The sequence below is a fragment of the Microbacterium sp. MMO-56 genome, from assembly GCF_037146215.1.
GTDB lineage: Bacteria > Actinomycetota > Actinomycetes > Actinomycetales > Microbacteriaceae > Microbacterium.
Genome location: NZ_JBBCVW010000001.1, coordinates 221,711 through 246,963, shown reverse-complemented (window position 1 = coordinate 246,963; position 25,253 = coordinate 221,711). Strand labels below are relative to the sequence as shown.

Genomic DNA, 25,253 nt, shown 5'->3' with positions numbered 1-25,253 from the left:
CGCACGACGAGCCCGACGGTCACGGGATGCCGCCCGCCGTTTCCGCTCGCGCGGGACGGACCCACCCGGAGGGCGTTCGCGCGGCGCGTCCCTCCAGTTCGAGCAGGCCGAGGAGCGCGGCGGCCTCCTCGGGAGCGAAGCCGGCTCGACGCGCGACCTCCCCGACCGTGCGCGCGGAACGAACGCTGAGGGCGTCGAGGATGCGCGTCCTCTCGCCGGTGTACTCGCCGCCGGTGTCCGCGGACCGGACTCCCCTGGCGTCCGCCCCCTCCTGAACGCCGAGGAGGTCGCGCACATCGTCGATGCCCGTGATGCAGACGGCGTCGCCCTCTCGCAGCAGCCGGTGGCATCCCATCGAGGATGCGCTCGTGATCGGACCGGGGACGACGCCCACGGGCCGGCCGAGCGCCTGCGCGTGGTGCGCCGTGTTGAGGGCGCCGCTGCGCCATCCCGCCTCGACGACGACGGTCGCGTCGCTCAGCGCGGCGATCAGTCTGTTGCGCGCGAGGAAGCGATGCCGGGTCGGCGCCGTCCCGCACGCGACTTCGGCGATGACCGCGCCGGTCGCCGCGATCCGGTTCAGCAGATCGGCGTGACCCGCCGGGTAGGGACGCTCGATGCCCCCGGCCATGACGGCGACCGTCGGACCGCCGGCGGCCAGCACCGCCCGGTGCGCGGCGGCGTCGATGCCGTACGCGGCGCCGGAGTAGACGACGTGCCCGGCGCCCGCCGCATCGGCGCCCAGCTCCGCCGCCACGTGTTCGCCGTAGCCCGTCGCCGCGCGCGAACCGACGATCGCCACCGCCGCGGGCGCGGTGTCGAGCGCGGCCGGATCGCCCCGCACCCAGAGGCACAGCGGGGCGAAAGGGCCCAGATCGTCGGCCCGGCACGGCCACGGCGGGTCGCCGGGGACGATCAGGTGCACTCCCGCGCGACGGGCGTTGGCGAGCGCCGTCGCGACGCCGCCGAGCCGCGGATGCCATCGACGGCGACCGGCGGCGAGTTCTTCCGCCGAGACGCCCGCCTCGTCGAGCGCGCCGTCGGCGCGTCCGGACGCGGCGAGCTCGAGAGCCGCCGCCGCCCCGTGCGTCCGCACGAGCGTGCCTGCGATCCGGTCTCCGGGTTCGGTGAGCACCGACCAGATCGTGCGCGCGTAGGCGGCGATGGTCGCCTCGTCGTCGCGCCCACCGGCGAGCGCGCCCAGCTCCCGCCGCGCGACCGCGATGCTCAGATCCGGGCCGGTCATGCCGACGCTCCGCGCTTGAGGTAGAGCGCTCTGCCGATGTCGGCGGCGTCGAGGTGCTCGCGCCCGGCCATGTCCGCGTTGGACCATGCCACCCGCAGCACCCGGTCGTACCCGCGGAGGGTCAGCGCTCCGCGGTGCAGCGCGACGTCGAGCGGCCGACGTATCTCGGCCGACGGGGCGAGCGGGCCGTCGCGCAGCCAGGCTCCGGACACCTCCGCGTTCGTCCGCCAGGGCGTCCCCGCGAGACGTCGGGCGGCGCGTTCGCGCGCCGCCGCGACGCGGGCGCGGGCCTGAGCGGTGGTCACCCGGGCCTCGTCTCCCGCGCGGAGCCGCGCGACGCGCTGCAACTGGAGCTCGATGTCGATGCGGTCGCGCAGCGGTCCGGAGAGCTTCCCGAGGTACCGACGGATCGCCAGCGACGGGCAGCGGCACTCCGCCTGCGGCACGCCGTAGTTGCCGCAGGGGCACGGGTTCGTGGCGAGCACCAGCTGGAACCGCGCCGGGAACACCGCGCGGAACCCCGCCCGGTGGATCTCGATGCGGCCGGACTCCAGCGGCTGCCTGAGGGCGTCGAGGGCATGCGCGCCGTACTCGCCCGCCTCGTCCAGGAACAGCACGCCGCCGCTCGCGCGTGCGATCGCACCCGGACGGACGGCCCGGCTGCCACCGCCGACGAGCGCCGCGACGCTCGCACTGTGGTGGGGCGCCTCGAACGGAGGCGTCCGATCGAGCCGGGTCACGGGCAGGCCCGCAAGCGAGCGCAACGACGCCGCCTGCAGCGCGTCCTCGTCGTCGAGACCGGGGAGGATCCCCGGGAGTCGCCGCGCGAGCATCGTCTTGCCCGCGCCCGGCGGACCGCTCATCAGCAGGTGATGCCCGCCCGCCGCGGCGAGGATCAGCGCATCGACGGCGTCGCGCTGACCGACGACGTCGACGAGGTCGGGGCTCTCCTGTGTCTCGGAGGGCGAGCCGCCGGGATGCGGCACCGGCTCCACCTCGATGTCGTCGACCTCTCCGCCGTGGTGGCGGACCGCGTCGCGCAGCGCCGCGGCCGCGACCACCTCGATGCCCGGCACGAGCTCGGCCTCGGCGCGGTTCGCGTGCGGCACCATGACGCGCCGCATGCCGGCGCGCGCGGCGGCCGCGACCGCGGGGAGGACACCCGGGACGGGTCGTACCCGACCGTCGAGACCCAGCTCCCCCAGGTGTGCGGTGCGGGCGAGCGAGGAGACGTCCATCGGCGTCTCGGTCGCGAGTGCGGCGACCGCGATGGCGAGGTCGAGTGCCGTCCCGTGCTTGGGGAGACGGGCGGGCGACAGGTTCACGGTGAGGCGTCGTCGGGACAGCGGCAGTCCGCTGTTCGCGCACGCATTGTGCACGCGCCGGTGCGCCTCGCCGATCGCGCGGTCCACGAGTCCGATGATGTCGAATCCCGGCGTCTGGGCGGAGAGGTCGGCCTCCACCTCGACGAGATCCCCGTGCAGACCCGTCAGGACGACGCCCCACGTGCGCGCGACGCTCATCCGAGGTCCTGCAGGTGCTCGAGCCGGGCGGTGGCCGGATCCTCACCGGTGATCCCGATCACATCGATCCGGAGTCGGCGGTGGCGAGCGGTCTCGGGGTGGGCACGGGCCCAGGCCGCGCACAGTCGCCACAACCGGTCGCGTTTGCGCCGATCGACGGCCTCGAACGGGTGACCGTACAGCGCGGTGCGCCGCGTCTTCACCTCAACCACGACGAGGTCGGCGCCCCGCACCGCGACGATGTCGATCTCGCCGGCGGCACACCGCCAGTTGCGATCCCGCACCTCGAACCCGAGGCTCCGAAGGTAGGCGGCGGCTCGTTCCTCGCCCGCCCGACCCCGCTCATCCTTGTCCGCCATGACGGCATCGTGCCCGCTCCGACCGGCGGGGCGGGGGCGCGATCGGCGATCCGTGGACGATCGGGCTCCCGTCCCGTCTGGGGAGGAGCCGGCATCGAGCGCTCAGACGGAGCGCTCCCCGTTCAGGAGTCGAGCGAGAGCTCGTCGGGCAGCTCGAAGTCGCGGCGCTGCAGCTCTTCGACGTTGACGTCCTTGAAGGTCAGCACCCGCACGCTCTTCACGAAGCGGTCCGCGCGGTAGATGTCCCACACCCACACGTCGGTCATGGAGATCTCGAAGTAGAAGTCGTGCTCCGTGTCGCGGCGGACGACGTTGACGTCGTTCGCGAGGTAGAAGCGTCGCTCGGTCTCGATCACGTACTGGAACTGCGATACGACGTCGCGGTACTCCTTGTACAGGGCAAGCTCGAGTTCGCGGTCGTAATCCTCGAAGACTTCGTCATCCATGGTGGATCCAGTCTAGGCGCGCGTCAGAACAGCGTCGGTGCGTCCGCGATGGCCCACGACGCCCGGTGATGGATGCTCAGACCGTGCGACCGGATCGCGGAGCGGTGATCCGCGCTCGCGTATCCCTTGTTGTGCGCCCACCGGTACACCGGCAGATCGTCGTGCAGCCGCACCATCAGGTCGTCGCGCGCCACCTTGGCGAGCACCGAGGCGGCGGCGGCCGACGCGCAGTCGCGGTCCGCCTTGACGATCGGCTGGACGCGCAGCGCACCGCCCCCGGCGGGCGTGATGTAGTCGTGGTTCCCGTCGAGGATGACGACCGCCTCCTCCGGCACGACGCCCGCCGTCCGCAGTCCATCGACCGCCCGCAGGGCGGCGAGGCCCAGCGCGCGGATGATTCCGACCTCGTCGATCTCGGCGGCCGAGGCCCAGCCCACGGCGGAGGCGCCCACCCATGCCGCAGCCCGTTCGGCCACCGCGGGACGGCGGAGTTCGGGCACCAGCTTGGAATCGCGCAGTCCCTCCGGCACCCGCCGCCGCGCGCGGGCCGCGTCCACCGCGACGGCCCCGACGGCCACCGGCCCGGCGACGGCTCCCCGGCCGACCTCGTCGCACGCGATCACGAGCGCGTGCTCGCGCAGCAGTCGTCGCTCGACCGTGAGCCGAGGCGAGACGACGCTCATCCGTCCGCTCCGGCGGGCACCCCCTCGAACACGCCGTGGTGCGTGTCGAGCGTCCCGAACCGCGGAAGCGGCCAGGTGATCAGGAACGCACGCCCCACGACGTTGTCGAGCGGGACGAAGCCGTGCGAGGGCTGCTCCATGTTGAACCGGGAGTCGCGGGAGTGGTCGCGGTTGTCGCCGAGGACCCAGAGGGACCCCCGCGGCACGGTGACGTCGTAGGGCACCGGCTGCGGCGCACTCTGGCCCGGCGCGAGGTCGAGATACGGAGTCTCGTCGATCGGGGTGCCGTTGACGGTGATCTGGCCGAGCGCATTGCAGCACACGACGTGATCCCCGCCCACGCCGATGATGCGCTTGATCAGGTGCTCGTCGCTGTCCGACGCGGTGATGCCCACGAGCGACAGCAGCCAGTCGCCGAACTGCACCAGCGGTGGCCCCGGCGGCGGCGTGGGGACGGTGTCGAGCCATCCGCCCGGATCGCGGAAGACGACGATGTCGCCCCGGTCGTACCCGGTGAACCGCGGGGTCAGCTCGTCGACGAGGATCCGGTCCTTGACCATCAGGGTCTGCTCCATCGAGCCGGACGGGATGTAGAACGAGCGCACGAGGAACGTCTTGATCACGAACGAGACGAGCACCGCGACGACGAGGATGACGAGGATGTCGCGTACGAGCGGCCAGACGCCCCGGCGACGTCTCGGTCGGATCTGGGTGCCCACCGCGGCACCCGTTCCGGGGCTCGCCACACTGTCGGAGGTCATGCACGTCCTTCTCGCCGGCGCACCGCGAGTCGGTCGCGCACCCTCAAGGGTCGCACATCCGACGCGAACCGAAGCGCCGCGCCGCGTGCCGTGTCCGCACAGACGACGAGCCCCGGACGGCGCGGGGCCGGTCCGGGGCTCGTGGTGCGGCGGGCAGTGCCCGGGGCGCGTCAGTTGTCGCGCTTCTCCTTGATCTTGGCCTTCTTGCCGCGGAGGTTGCGCAGGTAGTAGAGCTTGGCACGACGCACGTCACCGCGCGTGACGACCTCGATGTGGTCGATCACCGGGGAGTGCACCGGGAAGGTGCGCTCGACGCCCACCTGGAAGCTGATCTTGCGGACCGTGAAGGTCTCGCGCACGCCATCGCCGGAGCGGCCGATGACGACGCCCTGGAACACCTGCACGCGCGAGCGGTTGCCTTCGGTGATGTTCACGTGCACCTTGACGGTGTCGCCGGGGGCGAAGGCGGGGATGTCGGAGCGGAGCGAGGCCGCGTCGACGGAGTCGAGGATCTGCATGATCGTCACTTCCTGCGACCGCCACAGGTCGATCGCGAGAGTTTGAAGGGAAAGGATGGTGTGTGCCCGAGGCGTCGGATCCCGACACCGTGCTCCCCTGAGGCAGAGCCTGGTCAGGGCACAAACAGCTATTCTGCCACGGATGCGGCGCCGCACCAAAACGCGTCGGGCGCGCCAGCCGCGCCTCGCCTCATGCCGCGGGCGGCGCGCCCTTCTCGCGGACGACGATCACCTCGGGGTCCACCGCGGACGTCTCGCCCCGGGCCTCGGGGGCGGGGACGTAGCCCATGCCCGCCGGGGTCCGCAGCACCACGCCCATGGGCCGGGCCTCGCGCCACAGCTGCGCCAGCACCCCCCAGAAGGCCACCACTCCGACGGCGACGGTCAGGCCGAACAGCGCCCACCACCACGGGTTCGAGAAGAAGCCGAGCGCGACGATGAGCACGTTCCAGCCGCCGATGAGACCCATGTCGGTCCACGAGACGGCGCGCTCCGCGCGCGCCGTGCCGCGCGCGCGGACGAGCAGGCTCAGCACCAGCTGGCCGATGAGGACGATCGGGGCGGACAGCAGCACCCACAGCAGCGACAGCGGATTGGCGCCGAAGACGATCCATCCGACGAACAACCAGGCGGGCAGGGCGAATGCGCCCGGTATCAGCCACCGATAGAACCCACTGCGCAGTGCCATGCCTCCGATGCTACGCCGACCCACCACAATGGAAGCTGACGAAAGGATCACGATGATCGAGCTGCGCACTCCGGCCGAGATCGAGGCGATGCGTCCCGCGGGGCGCTTCGTGGCGGAGGTGCTCGCGACCCTGCGGGACGACACCACGGTGGGGACCAACCTGTTGTCGATCGACCGCCGCGCGCACGAGATGATCCGCGCGGCCGGTGCGGAGTCGTGCTACATCGATTACCACCCGTCGTTCGGCGCGAGCCCGTTCGGCAAGGTGATCTGCACGTCGGTCAACGACGCCGTGCTGCACGGCCTCCCCCACGACTACACCCTCCGCGACGGCGACCTCGTCTCGCTCGACTTCGCGGTGTCCGTCGACGGCTGGGTCGCCGACTCGGCCGTCTCGTTCGTCGTGGGCTCCCCCCGCGACGAGGACCTCGCCCTCATCGACACCACCGAGCGGGCGCTCCATGCGGCCATCGGCGCCGCGGTCGCCGGCGGTCGCATTGGCGACATCTCGCACGCGATCTCGCAGGTGGCCCGCGCCGACGGCTACTCCATCAACACCGACTTCGGCGGCCACGGGGTCGGCCGCACCATGCACGGCGATCCGCACGTCCCCAACGACGGCAAGCCGGCACGCGGATACCCGCTGCGCCCGGGCCTCGTGCTCGCGCTCGAGCCGTGGTTCCTGCAGACCACCGACGAGCTCGTGACCGACGCGGACGGCTGGACGCTGCGCAGTGCCGACGGCTCACGCGGCGCGCACGCCGAGCACACCGTCGCCATCACGGCGGACGGTCCCCTCATCCTCACCGACCGGTCGTTCCTCGGCGTCGACTGATCCCCACCCGCCTGCCCCGGGCCCGCCTGGCGCCCCGGGACCGCCTCGGAAACAGGCGGATCGGCCGAACCAGGACGATGCCGCGGCGAACCGTCCTGATCCGGACGATCATCCTGTCGCCGAAGGCGGGCGGGGCCGGTCATCCGCGTCGAGGGGCGCGGTGCAGGCCCTGGGCGATCGCCATCGTGACGGTGGCGATGACCTCGTCGGGCGAGAACAGCACCTGGACGAAGTCGAACCGCAGGACGGTGTAGCCGCGGAGGACGAGGCGGGCGTCGGCGCGCAGGTCTCGACGGCGGTCGGCGGCCTGGTGATGGGCGAACCCGTCCACCTGCAGCACGAGCCGCTCCCCCACGAGTCCGTCGACGCGATGGCCGTCGACGCGCACCTGCTGCCGCACGGGCACCCCGAGCGACCGCAGGATGCCGACGAACCGCGTCTCGATGCCGGAATCCGACAGCACGGAGGCGACGCTCGCGTACCGTGCGGCGGCGCTGCTGTGCCACGCCACGCGTCTCAGCTCGTCCGGATCCGCCGTGCGCGTCCGGATCGCCGACTCCCAGACGGCCAAGGCGTCCGGCGGCGGAAGGCACTGGGCCACATGGAACAGGATGTTCACGACGTCGTCCACGACGGCGTGCCGGGGCACGGGCCGGGGCCCGGCACCCCAGTGCAGCCGCAGGCCGTCCCCTGACAGGCGAGACGACGTCCGCGGCACCGCGACGTGGAGCGCATCGGCGCGCGCGGTCCACAGCCCGCGTCGGGCGGCGGCCGTCACGCACGTGAGTCGCCCTCCGACCTCGACCGCGCGCCGGATGCCCGCATCGCACGCGTCGGCGACCAGCCACGACCTGCGCATCCGCTCCAGGCGCCCCGCGGCGACCGCGAGGGCCATCGTGTGCGCGGAGTGTCCCGCCGCACGCAGGTCCGCGCTGTGCACGCTGCCCCCGCGGGCGCGGACCTCGCCCTCGAGGCGGAGCAGCGGATCGCTCGTCGTCATCCCCGCATCCTGGCCCGAGGGCGGATCCGTCGACGCCGGCGAACGCCCCGTTGTGGACGGATCCGGCGTCGCGCCTCCTGGGGAGGAGGAGACGGCATCCGCTCAGGACAGGACGAGCGGCCGAAACAGGATGACCGGGGTGCGGATCGTCCTGATGCGGGCGGATCTCCTGTCGCGGATCGACCCGGCGACTCCTCCCCGGCGGCGGGGGTCAGTCGGGCAAGAGGTCGGGGCGGCGCTCCCGCGTGCGCTCGACCTGCTGCTCGTGCCGCCACGCGGCGACCCGGCCGTGGTGGCCGCTCAGGAGGACATCCGGCACCTCGTAGCCGCGCCACGAGGCAGGTTTCGTGTACGACGGATACTCCAGCAGACCGTCCTCGTGGGATTCCTCGACGAGACTCTCGGGGTTGCCGACGACGCCGGGCACGAGCCGTCCGATCGCCTCGATCATCGCCATGGCGGCGACCTCGCCACCGTTGAGCACGTAGTCGCCGAGGCTCACGAGGCGCACCTCGCCGCGCGTCGCCGCGTACGAGAACACCCGCTCGTCGATGCCCTCGTAGCGTCCGCAGCCGAACACGAGGTGAGGGACCGAGGCCAGCTCGCGCGCCGTCGCCTGGGTGAACACCTCGCCCGCCGGCGACGGGAAGACGAACACGGGGGCCGCGTCGACGCCATCCGAGATCTCGTCGATCGCCTCGCCCCACGGCTCGGGCTTCATCACCATGCCGGCGCCGCCGCCGTAGGGGGTGTCGTCGACCGTGCGATGACGGTCGTGGGTCTTGTCTCGCAGGTCGTGCACGCGCACGTCCAGGATGCCCGCGCCGCGCGCCTTGCCGAGGAGCGAGACCTCGAGGACGTCGAAGAAGGCGGGGAAGATCGTGACGACGTCGATGCGCACGTCAGGCCTCGCCCGACTCGTCCTCGATCGCCGGGGCGGCCTCGTCGCGCGGAGCCTCGTCGTCATCGTCGACGAGCGGTTCGAACAGCCCGGCCGGCGGGGTCACGACGACCCGCCCGGCCGCGACGTCGACCTCGGGGACGATGGCGGCCACGAAGGGCACCAGCACCTCGGTGTCGCCGCCGCCCGCGGGCTGGACGACGAGCAGGTCCTGAGCGGGGAGGTGGTCCACCCGGATGACCCGTCCGACGGTCTGCCCGTCGCGCACGACGTCGAGACCCACCAGCTGGTGGTCGAACCACGCGTCGTCCTCCGCCGGGGCGCTCTCGTCCTGGTCGATCCAGAGGATCGCGCGGACGATGGACTCGGCGGCGGAGCGGTCGTCGACGTCGTCGAAGAAGACGACGGGGTGCGAGTTCATCCATCGGAACTCGCGAACGGTCACCGTCTTGCCGTGCCAGGGCGAGGCCTCGGGCACCTGCAGGGTGAAGACGGCGCCGGGGACGAATCGTCCGTCCGGGTCGTCGGTGTAGAGCTCGAGCTTGAGGGCGCCCTTGAGCCCGTGCGCCTTGACGAGTCGCCCGACGCGCAGCTGGGTGCGGGCCGGTTCTGCGGCGGCCACGTCAGTCGTCCGCGACGTCGACGCGCACGCGGGCGCCGTCGGCGAGGGCGGACACCAGGGTGCGCAGCGCCTTCGCGGTGCGGCCGCCGCGCCCGATGACCCGACCCCGGTCGTCGGGGTGCACACGCACCTCGAGGACGTCACCGCGAGGCGACGTGGAGGATCGGACGACGACATCGTCCGGGTGATCGACGATCCCCTTGACGATGTGCGCGAGCGCGGCGGACAGCAACGCGATTACTCGGCGTCGGTCTGCTCGGCGTCGGCCGCGGGGGCCTCCGCGTCCGCAGAGTCGGCGACGGGCGCCTCGGCCTTCTTCTCGGCCTTGGGCACGATGACGGACTTCTTGGCCGCGTCGACCTGGAAGTCGTCCTTGGCCTCGGCGACCTTGACCGTCGAGACGGCGTCCTTGTCGCCCTTGAAGCGACCCCAGTCGCCGGTGAGCTTCAGCAGCGCGGCGACCTGCTCGGTCGGCTGGGCGCCGACGGACAGCCAGTACTGCGCGCGGTCGGAGTCGACCTTGATGATCGAGGGCTCTTCGGTCGGGTGATACTGACCGATCTCCTCGATGACGCGGCCGTCGCGCTTGGTGCGCGAGTCGGCGACGACGATGCGGTAGTAGGGCGCACGGATCTTGCCGAGGCGCTTGAGACGGATCTTGACAGCCACAATTCTCCTGAATGGTGTTGTGAGGTGATGAACGTCGCCTGGAGCGTGGGGTGCACACCCGGCGGGAGCTCTGAGGTGGACCTTCTCCGCCGGATAGAGGGTCGAGCGGGAGGTCCAACCGTCCATTTTGCCAGATTGTGTCGGATGCCGCGAACCGAGCCGTCCGGCAGGTCGCGCGCATGCCAGACTGACGCCATGACGGTGACCTTCGCGACCTCCGCACGCTCCACCGTGGGCCTGGAGTGGGAGCTCATGCTGGCCGACCGTGCGTCGGGCGATCTCGTCGGGCGCGCGCCGGAGATCCTGCCCGAGCTCGAGGAGCGCACCGAGCACGAGCGCTACACGGTGACGGGCGAGCTGCTCACCAACACCATCGAGGTCACCAGCGGGATCGGCGACACCGTGGCGGCGGCCGTCGACGACATCGGCGACGCGATCGCACAGATCCGCACGCTGACCACACCGCGGGACATCGAGCTCCTGTGCGCGGGCAGCCATCCGTTCGCCCAGTGGTACGACCAGGACGTCACCGACAAGACGCGCTACCACAAGCTCATCCAGCGCACCCAGTGGTGGGGGCGCAACATGATGATCTGGGGCATCCACGTCCACGTCGGCGTCGACGACGTGTCGAAGGTCTTCCCCATCATCGGCGCCCTGGGGACCTACCTCCCCCACCTGCAGGCACTGTCGGCCTCGAGCCCGTTCTGGGCGGGCGAGCGCACGGGGTACGCCTCCAACCGCGCCCTCGTCTTCCAGCAGCTGCCGACGGCAGGGCTCCCCTGGCCGCTCACCGAGTGGTCGCAGTACGAGTCGTACCTCGACGACATGGTGCGCACGGGCGTCATGGAGGATGCCACGGAGGTGCGCTGGGACATCCGCCCCGCGCCGCGCTGGGGCACGATCGAGGTGCGCGCGTGCGACGGGATGTCGACCCTGCCGGAGCTCGCCGCCGTCGCCGCCCTCGTGCAGGTGCTCGTCGAGCATTTCTCGCGGGAACTCGACGAAGGCCGGGAGCTGCCCGCCCTCCAGCCGTGGTTCGCCCGGGAGAACAAGTGGCGCGCGGCGCGGTACGGGACGGACGCACGCGTCATCGTCGACACCGCGGGCACCCAGCGCCCCGTCGCCGAGCACCTGCGCGAGACGATCGAGCGGCTCGCCCCGATCGCCGCGGAGCTGCACTGCGCCCGCGAGCTGGCCGGCGTGACCCGGATCCTCGACGAGGGCGGCAGCTCGGCCCGCCAGCTCCTCGTCGCGGACGCGGCGGAGGGCGACCTGCGCGAGGTCGTCCAGCACCTGATCCGCGAGTTCCGCGCCGGACCCACGCTGCGCGATCATCTGCGGGCCCTCGCTCTCGGCGAAGACCAAGCTCCGCCCGCGTAGTCTGCCTCCATGGCCCGCCGCGCATCCGCCGTGATCCTCACCGTGTTCGCGTCGTCGGCTCTCCTGCTCACCGCCTGCGCGCCCGACCCCACCCCGCAGGACGTGCCGCGCGTCGCGCGCACGTACTCCGCTCCGGTCGCGACCCCGAACCCGACGGCGAGCGGCGCGAACCGGCTGCGCGTCGTGACGATCGGCGATTCGCTCATGTCGGGCTACGGACTCGATCTCGGCCAGGCGTGGCCGACCCTCCTCGCCAACAAGCAGCACGTCACGCTCACCAACCTCGCGTGCGGGGGCATGGGGTTCGTCGTCTCCGGCGACTGCGGCACCCCGTACTCCGGGCTCGTCCCGGCCCTCGCCGCCCTGCAGCCCGACGTCGTGATCGTCCAGGCATCCAGCAACGACTTCGGCGAGGACCCCGACGACGTGCGCGCCGAGACCATCACGACGGTGCAGGAGATGCGCGAGGCCGCGCCCGCCGCGCTCATCGTGGGCCTCAGCACGATCTGGAACGACGAGGACGATCTGCCCGACGAGGTGGCCTCGACCTCGGAGGACCTGAGCGACGCGATCGCGCTCGTCGACGGGATCTTCATCGATGTCGGGCAGCCGCTGCAGGACCATCCCTCGTGGATGCAGGACGACGACATCCACCCCACGGCGCGCGGTCAGCAGTCGATCGAGGAGACCGTGCGGGCGAAGCTCGTCGACGACGGCGTCCTGCGCTGACCCGCGGGGACCCGCCGCCCGCCCGCCGGCCGGGTGTCAGCCCTTGCCGAACAGCTTCTGGATCTCGGCGAGATCGGCCTCGCTCGGCTGCGGCGAGCCCGCTCCCGCGCCCAGGCCGAAGCCCGAGCCGGTGGGGGCGCTCTCCGCTGCCGCGGCGAGGCCTGCGTTCTCCGCGGCGCGCTTGGCGGGGTTGCCCGAACGCGATCCGCTCTTCGCCTTCTGCTTGTTGCCGCGCTTGGTCGAGGCACCCGGCTTGCCGCCCAGCGATCCCATCCCGGGGATGGACGGCACTCCGCCGCGCGCGACGGTCTTCATCATCTTGGCCGCCTGGTCGAACCGCTGCACGAGCTGGTTGACGTCGGTGACCGTCATGCCCGAGCCGCGCGCGATGCGCAGGCGCCGCGAACCGTTGAGGATCTTGGGGTTGCGTCGCTCGACAGGGGTCATCGACCGGATGATCGCCTCGGTGCGATCGATCTCCTTGTCGTCGAAGTTCTCGAGCTGCTGCTTCATCTGGCCCATGCCCGGGAGCATCCCGAGCATCTTCTTCATCGAGCCCATCTTCTTCATCTGCTGCAGCTGATCGAGGAAGTCCTCGAGCGTGAAGGCCTCGTTCGCGAGCTTCTCGGCGACCTTGCGGGCCTCCTCCTCGTCGAAGGCCTGCTGGGCCTGCTCGATGAGGGTGAGGATGTCGCCGAGGTCGAGGATCCGGCTCGCCATGCGGTCGGGGTGGAAGGCCTCGAGGTCGTCGAGCCCCTCACCCGTGGAGGCGAAGATGATCGGACGCCCGGTGACCGACGCAACCGACAGCGCGGCACCGCCGCGGGCGTCGCCGTCGAGCTTCGAGAGCACGACACCGGTGAAGTCGACGCCGTCCTGGAACGCCTTCGCGGTGTTGACGGCGTCCTGACCGATCATCGCGTCGATGACGAACAGCACCTCGTCGGGGTCGACGGCCCGGCGGATGTCGGCGGCCTGCTTCATGAGCTCGGCGTCGACGCCGAGTCGTCCCGCCGTGTCGATGATGACGATGTCGTGCTGCTGGCGCCGCGCGGTCTCGACGCCGTCGCGCGCGACGCGCACCGGGTCGCCGACGCCGTTGCCCGGCTCGGGGGCGTAGACGGCGGCGCCGGCCTGCTGGGCGACGACCTGCAGCTGGTTGACCGCGTTCGGGCGCTGCAGGTCACAGGCGACGAGGAGCGGCGTGTGCCCCTCCTTCTCGAGCTGCTTGGCGAGCTTGCCGGCGAAGGTCGTCTTGCCCGAGCCCTGCAGGCCGGCGAGCATGATCACCGTCGGAGGGTTCTTGGCGAACTGCAGGCGGCGCTGCTGCCCGCCCAGGATCTCGACGAGCTCCTCGTTGACGATCTGCACGACCTGCTGAGCGGGGTTGAGCGCCTTGCTGACCTCGTCGCCCAGGGCGCGCTCGCGCACCTTCGCCGTGAAGTCCTTGACCACGGCGAGGGCGACGTCGGCGTCCAGCAGCGCACGCCGGATCTCGCGGACGGTGCCGTCGACGTCCGCGGGCGTGAGCTTGCCCTTGGTGCGGAGGTTGCGGAAGGTCTCAGTGAGCCGGTCGGAGAGGGTGCCGAAAGTCGCCATGATCCCCCGATTCTACGGGACCGCTCCCCCGTCGACGGCGCGCAGGGCCTCGTCCAGCAACGACCCGAGCCGACCGCGCGGAGGGCCCGACGACGCCCACGCCCAGACGGCCGCGAACACGGCGCCGGCCTCACCCGCGGCGCGGGCCTCGGCGGCGAGGCGCGTCATCCCGTCCGCGGCGTGGCGGTCGGCGACCGCGCGGGCGAGCCGCCCCGTGCGCACGGCCCGCTCCTCCGCGAGCTCGGCGGAGATGCCCATCGCCGCGCCGTGGACGATACCGACGGCGAGACTGTCCGGGACGAGCTCGTCGACGAGCCGGCCCAGCACGTCGGGTACCCGCTCCCCGGCGCGGAGAGCGGCCTCCGCCGCGGAGATCGCCTCATCCAGCCCCGCCCACAGGATCGCGGACTTCGAGGTGAAGTAGTTGAAGAAGCTCGACCGGCTCACCCCTGCCCGCTGGGTGATGTCGGCGACGGTGGTCCCCTCGAACCCCCGCTCGAGGAAGAGCTCGCACGCGGCCTCGGCGATCGTGTCGCGCGACGTGGCGCGCGGGCGGCCGGTGCTCATCCCCACACTGTATCGAGGCGTATTGTTGGACGCGGTACAACAATCGAGTCGAAGGAGCGGCATGATCGACGTGCGCACGGTGGGCCTCGCGCCCGACCTGGTCCCCTACACCGACGCGTGGGCGCTGCAGCGAGAGGTCCACGCGGGGGTCGTCGCGGGCGACCGGCCCGACACGCTCCTGCTTCTCGAGCACGAGCCGGTCTTCACCGCCGGCGCCCGCACGGCCCGCCACGAGCGCCCCACCGACGGCACCCCCGTCGTCGACGTGGACCGCGGCGGCAAGATCACCTGGCACGGCCCCGGACAGCTCGTCGGGTATCCGATCGTGCGCCTCACCGAACCGGTCGACGTCGTCGCCCACGTGCGACGGCTCGAGCAGATCCTCATCGACGTGCTGGCGCGGCTCGGTGTCGACGGATACCGCGTCGAGGGCCGCAGCGGCGTCTGGGTGCGCCGGCCGCTCTCCGAGGACAAGATCGCCGCGATCGGCGTGCGCGTGCAGCGCGGCGTCACGATGCACGGGTTCGCGGTCAACTGCGACAACTCGCTGCTGCCGTTCTCGCAGATCGTGCCCTGCGGCATCTCGGATGCCGGTGTGACGACCCTCAGCGAGATGCTCGGTCGAGACGTGCGACCGGCCGACGTGGTGGATGCCGTGGCGGATGCGTTCCGGGCATCCTTCGCGACGACGGCGGAGGTCGCCGCGTGAGCGCCTGCGGGACGGGCGCTCCAGACAACGCCGGGGCGTGCGGCGTGACGCCCAGCGAGTCCGGACCGGCGAACGCCCCGGCGGGACGCAAGCTGCTGCGCCTGGAGGTGCGCAACGCCGAGACGCCGATCGAGCGCAAGCCGGAGTGGATCAGGACGAAGGCGAAGATGGGCCCGGAGTACCAGGCGCTGCAGGCGCTCGTGAAGGGGGAGGAGCTCCACACGGTCTGCCAGGAGGCGGGCTGCCCGAACATCTACGAGTGCTGGGAGGATCGGGAGGCGACCTTCCTCATCGGGGGATCCCAGTGCACGCGCCGGTGCGACTTCTGCCAGATCGACACCGGCAAGCCCGCGGACTACGACACCGACGAGCCGCGCCGCGTCGCCGACAGCGTCCGCCGGATGCAGCTGCGCTACGCCACGGTGACCTGTGTCGCGCGCGACGACCTGCCCGACGGCGGGGCCTGGCTGAACGCCGAGACGATCCGGCAGATCCACGCGGTCAACCCCGGCACCGGCGTCGAGCTGCTCGCGACCGACTTCAACGGCGACCCGGCCCTCCTCGGCGAGGTCTTCGAGGCGCGCCCCGAGGTCTTCGCGCACAACGTGGAGACGGTGCCCCGGATCTTCAAGCGGATCCGCCCCGCGTTCCGCTACGAGCGCTCGCTCGACGTGCTGACGCAGGCGCGGGCGGCCGGGCTGATCACCAAGTCGAACCTCATCCTCGGCATGGGCGAGGAGCCCGAGGAGGTGATCCAGGCACTGCAGGACCTCCACGATGCGGGCACCGACATCGTCACGATCACCCAGTACCTGCGACCGTCCCCCCGGCACCTCCCCGTCGCGCGCTGGGTCAAGCCCGACGAGTTCGTCGCCTTCAAGGAGGAGGCGGAGCGGATCGGATTCCTCGGAGTGCTCGCCGGTCCCCTCGTGCGTTCGTCGTACCGCGCGGGCCGGCTGTGGGCCCAGTCGATGACGTCGAAGGGTCGGGAGCTGCCGGCTCACCTGGCCCACCTCGCACGCTCCGACACCGACTCCCCCGCCTTCGCCCAGGCCGTCTGAGGTCCACCCGCCCTCGCGAGACCGCCCGAATGTCACGCAATCCGCCCGGAGAGCGCACATTTGCGGTCTCGCGGGGGTGTCATGGGCGCGACAGGAAGCCGCGCTCGAGGGCGAGGGTGACGGCGCGCGTTCGGCTGTCGACGCCGAGCTTCTCGTAGATGCGCAGGAGGTGCGTCTTCACCGTCGACTCGCCGATGCCCAGCCGCAGCGCGATCTGCTTGTTCGCATCCCCGGCGGCGACCCGCCCGAGCACCTCGGTCTCGCGCGCGGTCAGCACCGGCGCCGCGGGATCGGGGCGCCGCATCCGCTCGACCAGACGTGCCGCGACCGCCGGCGAGAGAGCCGTCTGTCCGGCGAGGACCGAGCGGATGCCCGCGATGATCTCCTCGCGAGGCGCGGCCTTCAGCAGGTATCCGCTCGCCCCCGCCTCGATCGCGGCGAGGATCTGATCGTCGCTCTCGTAGGTCGTGAGGATCAGCACGCGCGGAGGGAACGACTCCCCGCGGGCCGCGACGATGCGCGCCGTGGCGGTCACCCCGTCCACCGAGGGCATCCGCAGGTCCATCAGCACCACGTCCGGCCGGGTCTGCGCGGCCAGGCGGACCGCCTCGTCGCCGTCGGACGCCTCGGCGACGACGTCGATGTCGGGTTCGTCGGAGAGCAGACCCGCGAGCCCCGCCCGCACGATCGGATGGTCGTCGGCGATCAGCAGCCGGATCATGCCGCGCCGCCGATCCGTTCGGACGCCGCCGGAAGCACGACCGTCAGCGTCGTCCCCTCCCCCGGGGCCGACGCGACCTCGACCGTGCCGGCGGCGAGGGAGACCCGGTCGCGGATGCCGTCGAGGCCGTACCCGAGCGCCGGGGATGCGGGGTCGAACCCCCGCCCGTCGTCCGCGACGGAGAGCCGCACGCCCCCGCCCGGCTCGCGGCGCACCTCGACGGCGACGCGGGTCGCCGCCGCGTGCTTGCGCGCGTTCGCCAGCGCCTCCTGCAGGCAGCGCAGGACGACGACCTGCGCGTCCCGGTCGAGCGCCTCCGCGCCTGCCGGCGCGGTGACGGCGATCTCCCACCCGGTGTCGGCGCGGAAGCGGGCGGCGAGCCGCTCGACGGCCGCCTCGAGCGCCTGATCGCCCGGGACGGCGGCGGTGCGGGCGACGAGGGCGCGCGCCTCGTCCAGAGCCTCGCGCGCGACCGCCTCGAGACGCCCCGCCGTCTCCGTGGCCCCCGCGACGTCGCCCGAGTGCGCGCGGCGCCCCGCCTGCTCGGCGAGGATCACGAGGCCCGCGAGCGTCTGGGCGAGCGTGTCGTGGATCTCGCGCGCGAGACGCTCGCGCTCCTCGCCCGCTCCCTTCTCGCGGCTCAGCGCCTCGACCTGCCGCTGCGCGGACGTGAGCTCCGCGACCAGTCGCGCGCGCTCCTCCCCGTACGCCGCGATCGCGCTCATCCACCACCCCATCGCGACCGAGAACCCCGCCGACAGCGCGGCGACGATCGCGGCCTCGCGCACGGCGCCCGCGGTGAACCCGAGCCCTCCGGCGAAGCCGACGAACATCCCGACGCCGACCGCGCACGATCCCCACACCGCCGCGCGACGGCCGGGGCTGAGGATCCACACGAGCGGGTAGGCGATCACCTGCACCGTCGCCAGGGCCGGACTCGCCCACGTCACGAGGGCGATCGCGACCGCGAGGAGGCCCACCGACCACGGGGTCCGACGGAAGTCGGTGGTCCCGACGACCGGGCGCACCCACAGATAGGCTGCCCCGAGCAGCGCAAGACCCCCGAGCGCTGCCGGAGCGCGGTCGCCCACACCGACCGCGACCAGGATCGCCACCCCGAGCAGGACGACCGCGCCGACGGCGACGTCCACCCAGAGGTGCCTGATCATGCCTTCATCCTGCCCTCAACGGATGCGGGCACGGATGCGGATCACCGCGAGCACCGTGAACACGACCGCCATGAGCCCCAGCACGGCCGCGGCGATCCCCACCGGCACGACCCCGCCTCCGACCTGCAGCTCGAGCCCGTAGGCGCGGGCGAGGTCGGTCGTCTCCGGCGACGCTCCGCCGGTGAGCGCCTCGAGGGGCGCGGCGGCGAACTCGCGCCGCACGAGCATCGCGGACTGCGCGAAGGGCAGCGCGCTGACGCCGTCGCGCACCGCGTCGGGCAGAGCGCCCAGCGGGATGTACGCGCCCGCGACGAAGCCGGTGAGCGTGCCGACCAGGGTCGACAGGCCCGAGAACGCCCCGGTCGTCGGCAGGAACGACACGACGAAGGCCCACAGCGCCGTGTAGGCGGCGACGGACAGCGCGGTCCAGCCCACGATGCTCGCGAGGGCCCCGCCGTCGGGGACCGCCCGCCCCGTGGCGGCGAGGTAGGCCACCGCCACCCCGAGCACGACCAGCGTCATGATGAGCCCGATGAGGAACGCCGATCCCAGGTAGCCGAGCACCAGTTGAGCTCGGCGCACCGGCGAGACGAGGAAGTCGCGGAACCGCCCGGATGCGGCGTCCTCGACGAACACCGAGAGAGCGGCGAGCGGCGTCGTGATCGCCGCGACCGCGACGACCCCCGCGAACATCCACGCGTCGACGAAGTCACGGGCCAGCGTCCGCTCCACCCCTGGCGCCGATGCGAGCGAGTCGATCTGCATCTGCCCGAGGAACAGCGTGTAGAGCAGGAAGACGACGAGAGCGCCGGTGAGGGCGAAGAACACACCGAGCGGGTCGCGCGAGAACAGTCGCAGGTTGCGGCCGACGTAGGCGAGGACGGTGCTCATCGGATCGCCCCCTCGCCCGCGGCGCGACCGGTGAGCGCGAGGAACACGTCGTCCATCCGTCCGTGCCGGAACTCGAAGTCGAGGATGCCGTCTCCGCGCTCCACGAGGATGCCGCGCGCCTCGGCGGCATCTGCGACGGAGAGCCGCTCGGTGCCCGCCGCGGTCACGAGCGTGAGGATGCTCGAACTGTATCGGGCGCGCAGGTCGTCGGGCGTGCCTTCGGCGATGATCCTGCCCCGGTCGATGATGCACACGCGGTCGGCCTCCTCGGTCTCCTCCAGATAGTGCGTCGTCAGGAAGACGGTGAGCCCGATCCGCTCGCGCAGCTCGTGGACGGTGTGCCACACCGCCTGCCGGCTCGCCGGATCGAGTCCGGTCGTCGGCTCGTCGAGGAAGACGATCTCGGGGTCGTGCAGCAGCGCCCGCGCGATGTCGGCGCGGCGCCGCTGCCCGCCCGACAGCCGTCCGTACCGCCGATCGAGGAAGCCCCCCAGGTCGATCAGGTCGGTCAGACTCTCGATCCGCTCGCGGATGAGCGCCGTCGAGCCGAGGTACGGCCGCGCCCGTACGGTGAGGTTCTCGCGGACCGTCAGAGCCGCATCGAGCAGGGAGTCCTGGAAGACGACCCCGATCGAGCGCCGTACGGCGTCGCCCTCGGTGCGCACGTCGTGGCCCGCGACGCTGATCGTCCCGGCATCCGGCTCGATCACCGTGGTGAGCGCCCCGATCGTCGTCGACTTGCCGGCGCCGTTCGTGCCGAGGAACGCGAAGACGTCGCCCGGCGGCACCTCGAAGCTCACGTCGTCGACGGCCGTGACGTCGCCGTATCGCTTGGTCAGCCCCCGGACAATGGTGGGGGCACCGGTTCTCGCGGTCATGGATCCACCCTCGCGGCGGGGCCGCACCCGCGTCAGCCGTCATCCGGTGGCGGTCTCGTCCCCCATCCGGTGGACGCCGTGGCACTCCGGTCGCGGCCTCGCGCGGCGGGCGTCAGTCGGCGCTCGTGACGGACTGGACCGCGCCGTCGCTCGTGAGGTTGACGAGGAGCACCTCGTCGGTGGCGTCCGCGTCCAGCGCGTACTCGAGGACGGCGAAGGGATCCGATCCGCCGTGCTCGTCGGCGAGGATCGTCATGCTCACGAGCTGGAGCGAGCGGATGATGTCGATGTGCACGTCGCCCGAGATGTCCACCAGCACGTCGGGGAGGTCGTCGCCGAACTGCTCCTGCTGCTGCAGCAGGTACTCGGTGACCTCGCTCGTGCGGTCGTCGAGCTCGGAGACCATCGCGTTGCGCGCGGCGAGGTCGATCTGCTCGAGCGAGGAGATCATCCCCGCCGCGACGTCGAGCGCCGCCTGGGAGACGTCGTCCTGATCGGGCGCGGTCAGATCGACGGTCACCCGCTGGTCCGCGAAGTCGACGGTCTCGGACCAGAAGATCGATCCGTCGGGTCCGGACTCGAGGAGTCCGAAGTAGTCGTGCTCGATCGCCATGGCCCTATGCAACCACCCTCGTCGCCCGAACGCGACCCCGCCGCCGCATGTCGCCGCCTCAGTCGACCAGCGCGGCCGCGAACACGTGCGGCGTGAAGCCGGTCAGGTCGCCGATCCCCTCGCCCTGGCCCAGCAGTTTCACCGGGATGCCGGTGCGCTCCTGCACCGCGAGGACGAAGCCGCCCTTGGCCGATCCGTCGAGCTTCGTCAGCACGAGCCCGGTGACCCCCGCGTGCTCCAGAAAGGCCTCGGCCTGCATCACGCCGTTCTGCCCGGTGGTCGCGTCGAGCACGAGCAGCACCTCGCTGATGGGCGCCTGCTTCTCGATGACCCGGCGGATCTTCGTGAGCTCGTCCATCAGCCCGCCCTTGGTGTGCAGGCGTCCCGCGGTGTCGACGAGCACGATCTCGGTGCCCGTCTGCTTCGCGTAGTCGATCGTCTGGTAGGCGACGGACGCCGGATCCTGGCCCTCGTGCTGCGGGCGGACGATCGTCGCGCCGCCCCGCTCGGCCCACGTCGCGAGCTGATCGACCGCGGCGGCGCGGAAGGTGTCGGCGGCGCCGACGACGACCGAGCGGCCGTAGCGCTGCAGGAACTTGGCGAACTTGCCGATCGTGGTCGTCTTCCCGACGCCGTTCACGCCGACGACGAGGACGACCGCGGGTCGCTCGGTGAGACGGAGCGTCGTGTCGAACTTCGCGAAGTGCTCCTCGAGGGTCTCCTTGAGCATCCGCTGCAGATCACGGGGATCCGTCGTCCGGTAGCGGTCGACCTTCTCATGCAGCTCGTCGACGATCCGCTCGGTGATGTCGGGACCGAAGTCGGCCGTCAGCAGCGCCGTCTCGAGGTCCTCCCACGTCGTCTCGTCGATCGTGGGCTTGACGAACATGCCGCGCAGCGCACGTCCGAGCGACCAGGAGTTCTCCGCCATGCCCCCAGCCTACGGCGTGGACTCAGGATGCCGCGCGATCGCGCACCCGCTGGCCGACGACGGCGGAGACCCCGTCCTGGCGCATGGAGACCCCGTACAGCGCATCGGCGATCTCCATGGTCCGCTTCTGGTGGGTGATGACGATGAGCTGGCTGGATGCCCGGAGCTGCTCGAACACGCCGAGAAGGCGCCCCAGGTTGGCGTCGTCGAGCGCCGCCTCGACCTCGTCCAGGATGTAGAACGGACTCGGGCGGGCCTTGAAGATCGCCGTCAGCAGGGCGACCGCGGCGAGAGATCGCTCCCCTCCGGACAGGAGCGACAGTCGCTCGATCTTCTTGCCGACGGGGCGCACGGTCACCTCGATGCCGGTGGTGAGCGGGTGCTCGGGATCGGTCAGCGAGATGCTGCCCGCGCCGCCCGGGAACAGGATCGGGAACACCTCGCCGAAGGCGGTCTTGGTGTCCTCGAACGCGGCGACGAAGATCGTCGCCATCCGCTCGTCGAGCTCGCCGATGATCGTCTCGAGGTCCGCGCGGGTCTGGACGAGGTCGGAGAGCTGCTCGGTGAGGAACGCGTGACGCTGCTCGAGCGCGGCGTACTCCTCCAGCGCGAGCGGATTCACCCGTCCGAGCTGGGCCAGCTTGCGCTCGGCCTCCTGCAGCCGTCTGCGCTCGGCGGCGCGGTCGAACGGACCCCGTTCGGCGTCCTCTCCGTCGCCCCCGGGACCCTCGTCCGCGTCGGACCGCACGGGTCGGTCGGGGCCGTATTCCGAAACGAGAATATTCTCGTCGAGGCTGAGCTCGGAGGCCACCCTCTCGAGCAGGCTCGTGACGTAGAGCCGCTTCTCGTGCATCTGCAGCTCGAGACCGTGGACGCTCTCGGTGAGACCCGCGAGCCGCTCGCGCACGGCGGCGTCCCGCGTCCGCAGCTCGGCCAGCTCTGCCGTGAGGGCCGTGCGCGCCTGCTCCGCCAGCTGCAGCTCGACGCGTGCCTGCGTCACCGATCGGTCGACCGAGTCGAGCAGCGGGGGCAGGCTCGCTGCGACGTCCGCGGCGACCTCGCGCTGGGCGCGCCGGATGACCGCGCGCCGCGCCGCCTCCGCCGCCGCCGCGCGCTCCCGCTCCCGCTGCCGGGTGAGCTGATCGACCCGCGCTTCGCCCGCCCGCACGCGCTCCTTGAGGGTCTCGACGTCGAGCCGCGCCCGCATCTCCGCATCGCGGGCCTCATCGAGGTCGCCGAGCAGCCCGTCGCGCGCCGAGGCGTCGAGGATGGGCCGGGGCGCCTGCTGGGCGGTGTGCAGCGCATCCTCCGCGATCCGCGCCGCCGTCTCCGCCTCCGCGACGGCCACCTGCGCCTGCCGGACCCCCGCCTCGAGGCGCTCGCACTCGGCGACGGCGGCCTCGTGGCGCACGGTGGCGCGGTTGAGCTGCTCGGTGTGCGCGGCCAGGGCGGCGTCGTGCTCGCGGAGGCGCTGCAGCGCGTCGCGCGTGCGCTGCCGCCCCTCCTCCCACCCGGCCTGTGCGTCCGCCAGCGCCTCGCGCAGCGAGTCCGCGACGACTCGGATCTCACCCAGCCGATCCGCGGCGGCATCGCGCTCGGCCGCCAGCTCGAGGCGGGACCGGCCGCCCCCCGAGCCCGCGCGCAGGGTGAAGACGGTGGCGATCTCGCCGGAGCGGGTCACGATCCTGGCCGGGCGATCGGCGTCGGCCACGGCGGCGCGTACCGCCGCGACGTCGTCGAGCGTGTCCACGATGAGCACGTCGGCGAGCAGTCCGACGATCCCCGGTGGAGCGGTGACGACCTCCGCGGCGGGCGTGGCCCCGGCGGCGCGGAGCGGGATGGCGTCGTGCCCCGGATCGGCGATCGCGATGTCGACGGCGCCGAAGTCGCCGTCGCGCGCGTCACGGGCCACGGCGAGCGCGTCGTCGATCCGGTCGACCAGGACTCCCTCCGCCAGCGCGCCGAGGGCCGCCGCGATCGCCACCTCGTACCCGGGGGTGACCTTGACGGCGTCTCCGACCAGGCCGCTGATGCCTCCGCCTCCACGGGCGATGAGACTCGCCGCCGCGTTGCGGACGTCGAGCGCACGCCCCAGGGCCGCGGCCTGCGCCGTCAGCGACTCGATCTCGCGTTCGACGCCGTGCAGGCGCTCGCGCAGGGCCGACACCTCGGCCTCGGCGGCGGCGGCATCGCGCTGGGCCCGCTCGTAGGCGGCCGCGAACTCGGCGGACGATCCCTCCGGCGCGGTCTCGGGGTCGACGTCCCTGACCTCCGCCTCCGTCTCGGCGCGCCGGGCGAGGGCGGCATCGAGGGCCCGCTGCTGACGCTCGGCGCCGGCACGGAGCGCGTCCAGGCGGGACCCGGCGGCCTCTGCCGTGCCGCGGAGCTTCGTCAGGCGCATGTCGTGCTCGGAGACGAGCGCGCTCTGCGCGGCGATGTCCGCGTCGAGGGCGTCGAGCTCGGCGCGGGCGCGGATCACATCGCGACCGGCCGCGGCTGCGGCATCCTGGGCCGCACCCAGGCCCGAGGCGATGTCGTCGATCTCGGTGCGGGCCTCGTCGATGACGGCCTGGCTGACGGTCGCGACCTCCAGCGCGAGCGTGCCGTCGTCCTCGAGCAGCGCCAGGCGCTGACCGGCGAGCGAGTAGAGCCCGCGCAGCCGTTCCTGCACGCGTTCCAAGGCGAACGCGACACCTCGCGCGCTGTCGACGGCCTCGCTGCGCTCGTGGCGCTCGAGCTCCTCGACGCGCCGCTTGAGCTGGTCTGCGTCGTCCTGCAGAACGAGGCGCTCGGCGTGGCGCTCCTGCTCGTTGCGGGCGTGGTCGGCGAGCTGGGCGCGGAGCGCCACGAGCTCGTCCGCATACAGCCGCGCCTTCGCGTCGCGGACGACGGCGGCGATCGTGGCCGCCTCCCGCGCGATCTCCGCCTGCTTCCCGAGCGGCTTGAGCTGACGGCGCAACTCGCCCGCGAGGTCACTCAGGCGCGTGAGGTTCGCCTCCATCGCCTCGAGCTTGCGGAGGGTCTTCTCCTTGCGGCGGCGGTGCTTGAGGATGCCCGCGGCCTCCTCGATGAAGCCGCGCCGGTCCTCCGGACTCGCCTGCAGGACGCTGTCGAGGCGGCCCTGCCCCACGATGACGTGCATCTCGCGCCCGAGCCCCGAGTCGCTGAGGAGCTCCTGGACGTCCAGGAGGCGGCAGCTCTCCCCGTTGATCGCATACTCGCTCGTGCCGTTGCGGAACAGCGTCCGACTGATCGTCACCTCGCTGTACTCGATCGGCAGGGCGCCGTCGGAGTTGTCGATCGTCAGCTGCACCTCGGCCCGTCCGAGCGGCCCGCGCGTCGAGGTCCCCGCGAAGATGACGTCCTCCATCTTGCCGCCGCGGAGGGTCTTCGCCCCCTGCTCCCCCATGACCCAGGCGAGCGCATCCACGACGTTGGACTTGCCCGATCCGTTGGGTCCGACGATGCACGTCACGCCGGGCTCCAGCGCGAAGGCGGTCGGCTGCGCGAACGACTTGAATCCCTTGAGCGTCAGGCTCTTCAGGTGCATGCGTCGTCCTCCGCCGGGTGGGTGTCGCACCCACGCTAGCGGACAGGAGTGCGCGCGCCGTCTTGACGCGCGACAGGAGTGCCCGCTAGTGTCCTAGATCGCGTCAGAAGTCGAGAAAGGAGGTCCCTGACATGATTCACATGAACATCACCATCGCCGCCGGAGCGTTCGCTCCCGCTCGTGCGTTCTCGGGGACCCGCT

General features: G+C 72.2%; 27 protein-coding genes. 5 read left to right on the top strand and 22 right to left on the bottom strand.

Annotated features, from left to right (window positions below):
- Positions 1 to 19: 19 nt before the first annotated feature.
- From dprA to WFI00_RS01090, 8 genes are all read right to left on the bottom strand, one after another.
- Positions 20 to 1,246: a DNA-processing protein DprA gene (dprA, locus tag WFI00_RS01125; protein WP_336631271.1), complete on the bottom strand. Its 1,227-nt coding sequence runs from the start codon at positions 1,244 to 1,246 to the stop codon at positions 20 to 22.
- Positions 1,243 to 2,769, bottom strand: coding sequence for a YifB family Mg chelatase-like AAA ATPase (locus tag WFI00_RS01120; RefSeq protein WP_336631272.1), 1,527 nt, complete (start codon positions 2,767 to 2,769; stop codon positions 1,243 to 1,245). Before WFI00_RS01120 ends, dprA begins: the two co-directional genes overlap by 4 nt.
- Positions 2,766 to 3,128 (bottom strand): YraN family protein, encoded by a 363-nt coding sequence (locus tag WFI00_RS01115; RefSeq protein ID WP_336631273.1) that lies wholly within the window; start codon positions 3,126 to 3,128, stop codon positions 2,766 to 2,768. The genes WFI00_RS01120 and WFI00_RS01115 overlap by 4 nt, the downstream gene beginning before the upstream one ends.
- A gap of 122 nt (positions 3,129 to 3,250) precedes the next feature.
- The gene (locus tag WFI00_RS01110) at positions 3,251 to 3,574 is read right to left on the bottom strand and encodes a DUF2469 family protein (RefSeq protein ID WP_336631274.1); all 324 of its coding nucleotides are present in this window, start codon (positions 3,572 to 3,574) and stop codon (positions 3,251 to 3,253) included.
- Positions 3,575 to 3,597: 23 nt separating this feature from the next.
- Positions 3,598 to 4,257 carry a ribonuclease HII gene (locus WFI00_RS01105; RefSeq protein ID WP_336631275.1) on the bottom strand — a complete coding sequence of 220 codons (660 nt, stop codon included), beginning with the start codon at positions 4,255 to 4,257 and terminating at the stop codon, positions 3,598 to 3,600.
- The gene (gene lepB, locus WFI00_RS01100) at positions 4,254 to 5,018 is read right to left on the bottom strand and encodes a signal peptidase I (protein ID WP_336631276.1); all 765 of its coding nucleotides are present in this window, start codon (positions 5,016 to 5,018) and stop codon (positions 4,254 to 4,256) included. Before lepB ends, WFI00_RS01105 begins: the two co-directional genes overlap by 4 nt.
- Before the next feature lie 170 nt (positions 5,019 to 5,188).
- Positions 5,189 to 5,536 carry a 50S ribosomal protein L19 gene (gene rplS / locus WFI00_RS01095; protein WP_336631277.1) on the bottom strand — a complete coding sequence of 116 codons (348 nt, stop codon included), beginning with the start codon at positions 5,534 to 5,536 and terminating at the stop codon, positions 5,189 to 5,191.
- Between the two features lie 190 nt (positions 5,537 to 5,726).
- Positions 5,727 to 6,224 carry an MFS transporter permease gene (locus WFI00_RS01090; protein WP_336631278.1) on the bottom strand — a complete coding sequence of 166 codons (498 nt, stop codon included), beginning with the start codon at positions 6,222 to 6,224 and terminating at the stop codon, positions 5,727 to 5,729.
- Between the two features lie 52 nt (positions 6,225 to 6,276).
- On the opposite strand from WFI00_RS01090, the gene map reads away from it, so the two are divergent.
- Positions 6,277 to 7,059 (top strand): type I methionyl aminopeptidase, encoded by a 783-nt coding sequence (gene map, locus WFI00_RS01085; RefSeq protein WP_336631279.1) that lies wholly within the window; start codon positions 6,277 to 6,279, stop codon positions 7,057 to 7,059.
- A gap of 139 nt (positions 7,060 to 7,198) precedes the next feature.
- Here map and WFI00_RS01080 read toward each other — a convergent pair whose 3' ends face one another.
- The 5 genes from WFI00_RS01080 to rpsP form a co-directional block, all read right to left on the bottom strand.
- Complete coding sequence (locus WFI00_RS01080; protein WP_336631280.1) at positions 7,199 to 8,059, bottom strand: DUF559 domain-containing protein; 861 nt, start codon at positions 8,057 to 8,059, stop codon at positions 7,199 to 7,201.
- A 211-nt stretch (positions 8,060 to 8,270) separates the two neighbouring features.
- The gene (gene trmD, locus WFI00_RS01075) at positions 8,271 to 8,960 is read right to left on the bottom strand and encodes a tRNA (guanosine(37)-N1)-methyltransferase TrmD (RefSeq protein ID WP_336631281.1); all 690 of its coding nucleotides are present in this window, start codon (positions 8,958 to 8,960) and stop codon (positions 8,271 to 8,273) included.
- 1 nt (position 8,961) lies between these two features.
- Positions 8,962 to 9,582 carry a ribosome maturation factor RimM gene (gene rimM, locus WFI00_RS01070; protein ID WP_336631282.1) on the bottom strand — a complete coding sequence of 207 codons (621 nt, stop codon included), beginning with the start codon at positions 9,580 to 9,582 and terminating at the stop codon, positions 8,962 to 8,964.
- A gap of 1 nt (position 9,583) precedes the next feature.
- Positions 9,584 to 9,814: an RNA-binding protein gene (locus WFI00_RS01065; protein WP_336631283.1), complete on the bottom strand. Its 231-nt coding sequence runs from the start codon at positions 9,812 to 9,814 to the stop codon at positions 9,584 to 9,586.
- A gap of 5 nt (positions 9,815 to 9,819) precedes the next feature.
- Positions 9,820 to 10,251, bottom strand: coding sequence for a 30S ribosomal protein S16 (gene rpsP, locus WFI00_RS01060; RefSeq protein ID WP_336631284.1), 432 nt, complete (start codon positions 10,249 to 10,251; stop codon positions 9,820 to 9,822).
- Positions 10,252 to 10,446: 195 nt separating this feature from the next.
- Between rpsP and WFI00_RS01055 the strand changes: the two genes are divergently transcribed.
- Both WFI00_RS01055 and WFI00_RS01050 read left to right on the top strand, forming a co-directional pair.
- A complete protein-coding gene (locus tag WFI00_RS01055; protein ID WP_336631285.1) occupies positions 10,447 to 11,634 on the top strand; it encodes a glutamate--cysteine ligase in 1,188 nt (395 codons plus the stop codon).
- A gap of 9 nt (positions 11,635 to 11,643) precedes the next feature.
- Positions 11,644 to 12,363 carry an SGNH/GDSL hydrolase family protein gene (locus WFI00_RS01050; protein WP_336631286.1) on the top strand — a complete coding sequence of 240 codons (720 nt, stop codon included), beginning with the start codon at positions 11,644 to 11,646 and terminating at the stop codon, positions 12,361 to 12,363.
- 36 nt (positions 12,364 to 12,399) lie between these two features.
- Here WFI00_RS01050 and ffh read toward each other — a convergent pair whose 3' ends face one another.
- Both ffh and WFI00_RS01040 read right to left on the bottom strand, forming a co-directional pair.
- Entirely contained in the window at positions 12,400 to 13,962 is a 1,563-nt protein-coding gene (gene ffh / locus WFI00_RS01045) for a signal recognition particle protein (RefSeq protein ID WP_336631287.1), read from the bottom strand.
- A gap of 12 nt (positions 13,963 to 13,974) precedes the next feature.
- Positions 13,975 to 14,529 carry a TetR/AcrR family transcriptional regulator gene (locus WFI00_RS01040; protein WP_336631288.1) on the bottom strand — a complete coding sequence of 185 codons (555 nt, stop codon included), beginning with the start codon at positions 14,527 to 14,529 and terminating at the stop codon, positions 13,975 to 13,977.
- Positions 14,530 to 14,590: 61 nt separating this feature from the next.
- Here WFI00_RS01040 and lipB point away from each other — a divergent pair, with 61 nt between their 5' ends.
- Together lipB and lipA are read left to right on the top strand one after the other, a co-directional pair.
- A complete protein-coding gene (lipB, locus tag WFI00_RS01035) occupies positions 14,591 to 15,238 on the top strand; it encodes a lipoyl(octanoyl) transferase LipB (RefSeq protein WP_336631289.1) in 648 nt (215 codons plus the stop codon).
- Between the two features lie 44 nt (positions 15,239 to 15,282).
- Complete coding sequence (gene lipA / locus WFI00_RS01030; RefSeq protein ID WP_336631290.1) at positions 15,283 to 16,299, top strand: lipoyl synthase; 1,017 nt, start codon at positions 15,283 to 15,285, stop codon at positions 16,297 to 16,299.
- Between the two features lie 79 nt (positions 16,300 to 16,378).
- On the opposite strand, the gene WFI00_RS01025 is transcribed toward lipA, so the two are convergent.
- From WFI00_RS01025 to smc, 7 genes are all read right to left on the bottom strand, one after another.
- Positions 16,379 to 17,020, bottom strand: coding sequence for a response regulator transcription factor (locus WFI00_RS01025; protein WP_336631291.1), 642 nt, complete (start codon positions 17,018 to 17,020; stop codon positions 16,379 to 16,381).
- Positions 17,017 to 18,189 carry a sensor histidine kinase gene (locus tag WFI00_RS01020; protein WP_336631292.1) on the bottom strand — a complete coding sequence of 391 codons (1,173 nt, stop codon included), beginning with the start codon at positions 18,187 to 18,189 and terminating at the stop codon, positions 17,017 to 17,019. Before WFI00_RS01020 ends, WFI00_RS01025 begins: the two co-directional genes overlap by 4 nt.
- A gap of 15 nt (positions 18,190 to 18,204) precedes the next feature.
- On the bottom strand, positions 18,205 to 19,080 hold the full coding sequence (locus WFI00_RS01015; protein ID WP_336631293.1) for an ABC transporter permease: 876 nt from the start codon (positions 19,078 to 19,080) through the stop codon (positions 18,205 to 18,207).
- Positions 19,077 to 19,958, bottom strand: coding sequence for an ABC transporter ATP-binding protein (locus WFI00_RS01010; RefSeq protein ID WP_336631294.1), 882 nt, complete (start codon positions 19,956 to 19,958; stop codon positions 19,077 to 19,079). Before WFI00_RS01010 ends, WFI00_RS01015 begins: the two co-directional genes overlap by 4 nt.
- 112 nt (positions 19,959 to 20,070) lie before the next feature.
- Positions 20,071 to 20,571 (bottom strand): DUF2004 domain-containing protein, encoded by a 501-nt coding sequence (locus WFI00_RS01005; RefSeq protein WP_336631295.1) that lies wholly within the window; start codon positions 20,569 to 20,571, stop codon positions 20,071 to 20,073.
- Between the two features lie 58 nt (positions 20,572 to 20,629).
- Complete coding sequence (ftsY, locus tag WFI00_RS01000) at positions 20,630 to 21,502, bottom strand: signal recognition particle-docking protein FtsY (protein WP_336631296.1); 873 nt, start codon at positions 21,500 to 21,502, stop codon at positions 20,630 to 20,632.
- A 22-nt stretch (positions 21,503 to 21,524) separates the two neighbouring features.
- A complete protein-coding gene (gene smc / locus WFI00_RS00995) occupies positions 21,525 to 25,052 on the bottom strand; it encodes a chromosome segregation protein SMC (protein ID WP_336631297.1) in 3,528 nt (1,175 codons plus the stop codon).
- Between the last annotated feature and the right edge of the window lie 201 nt (positions 25,053 to 25,253).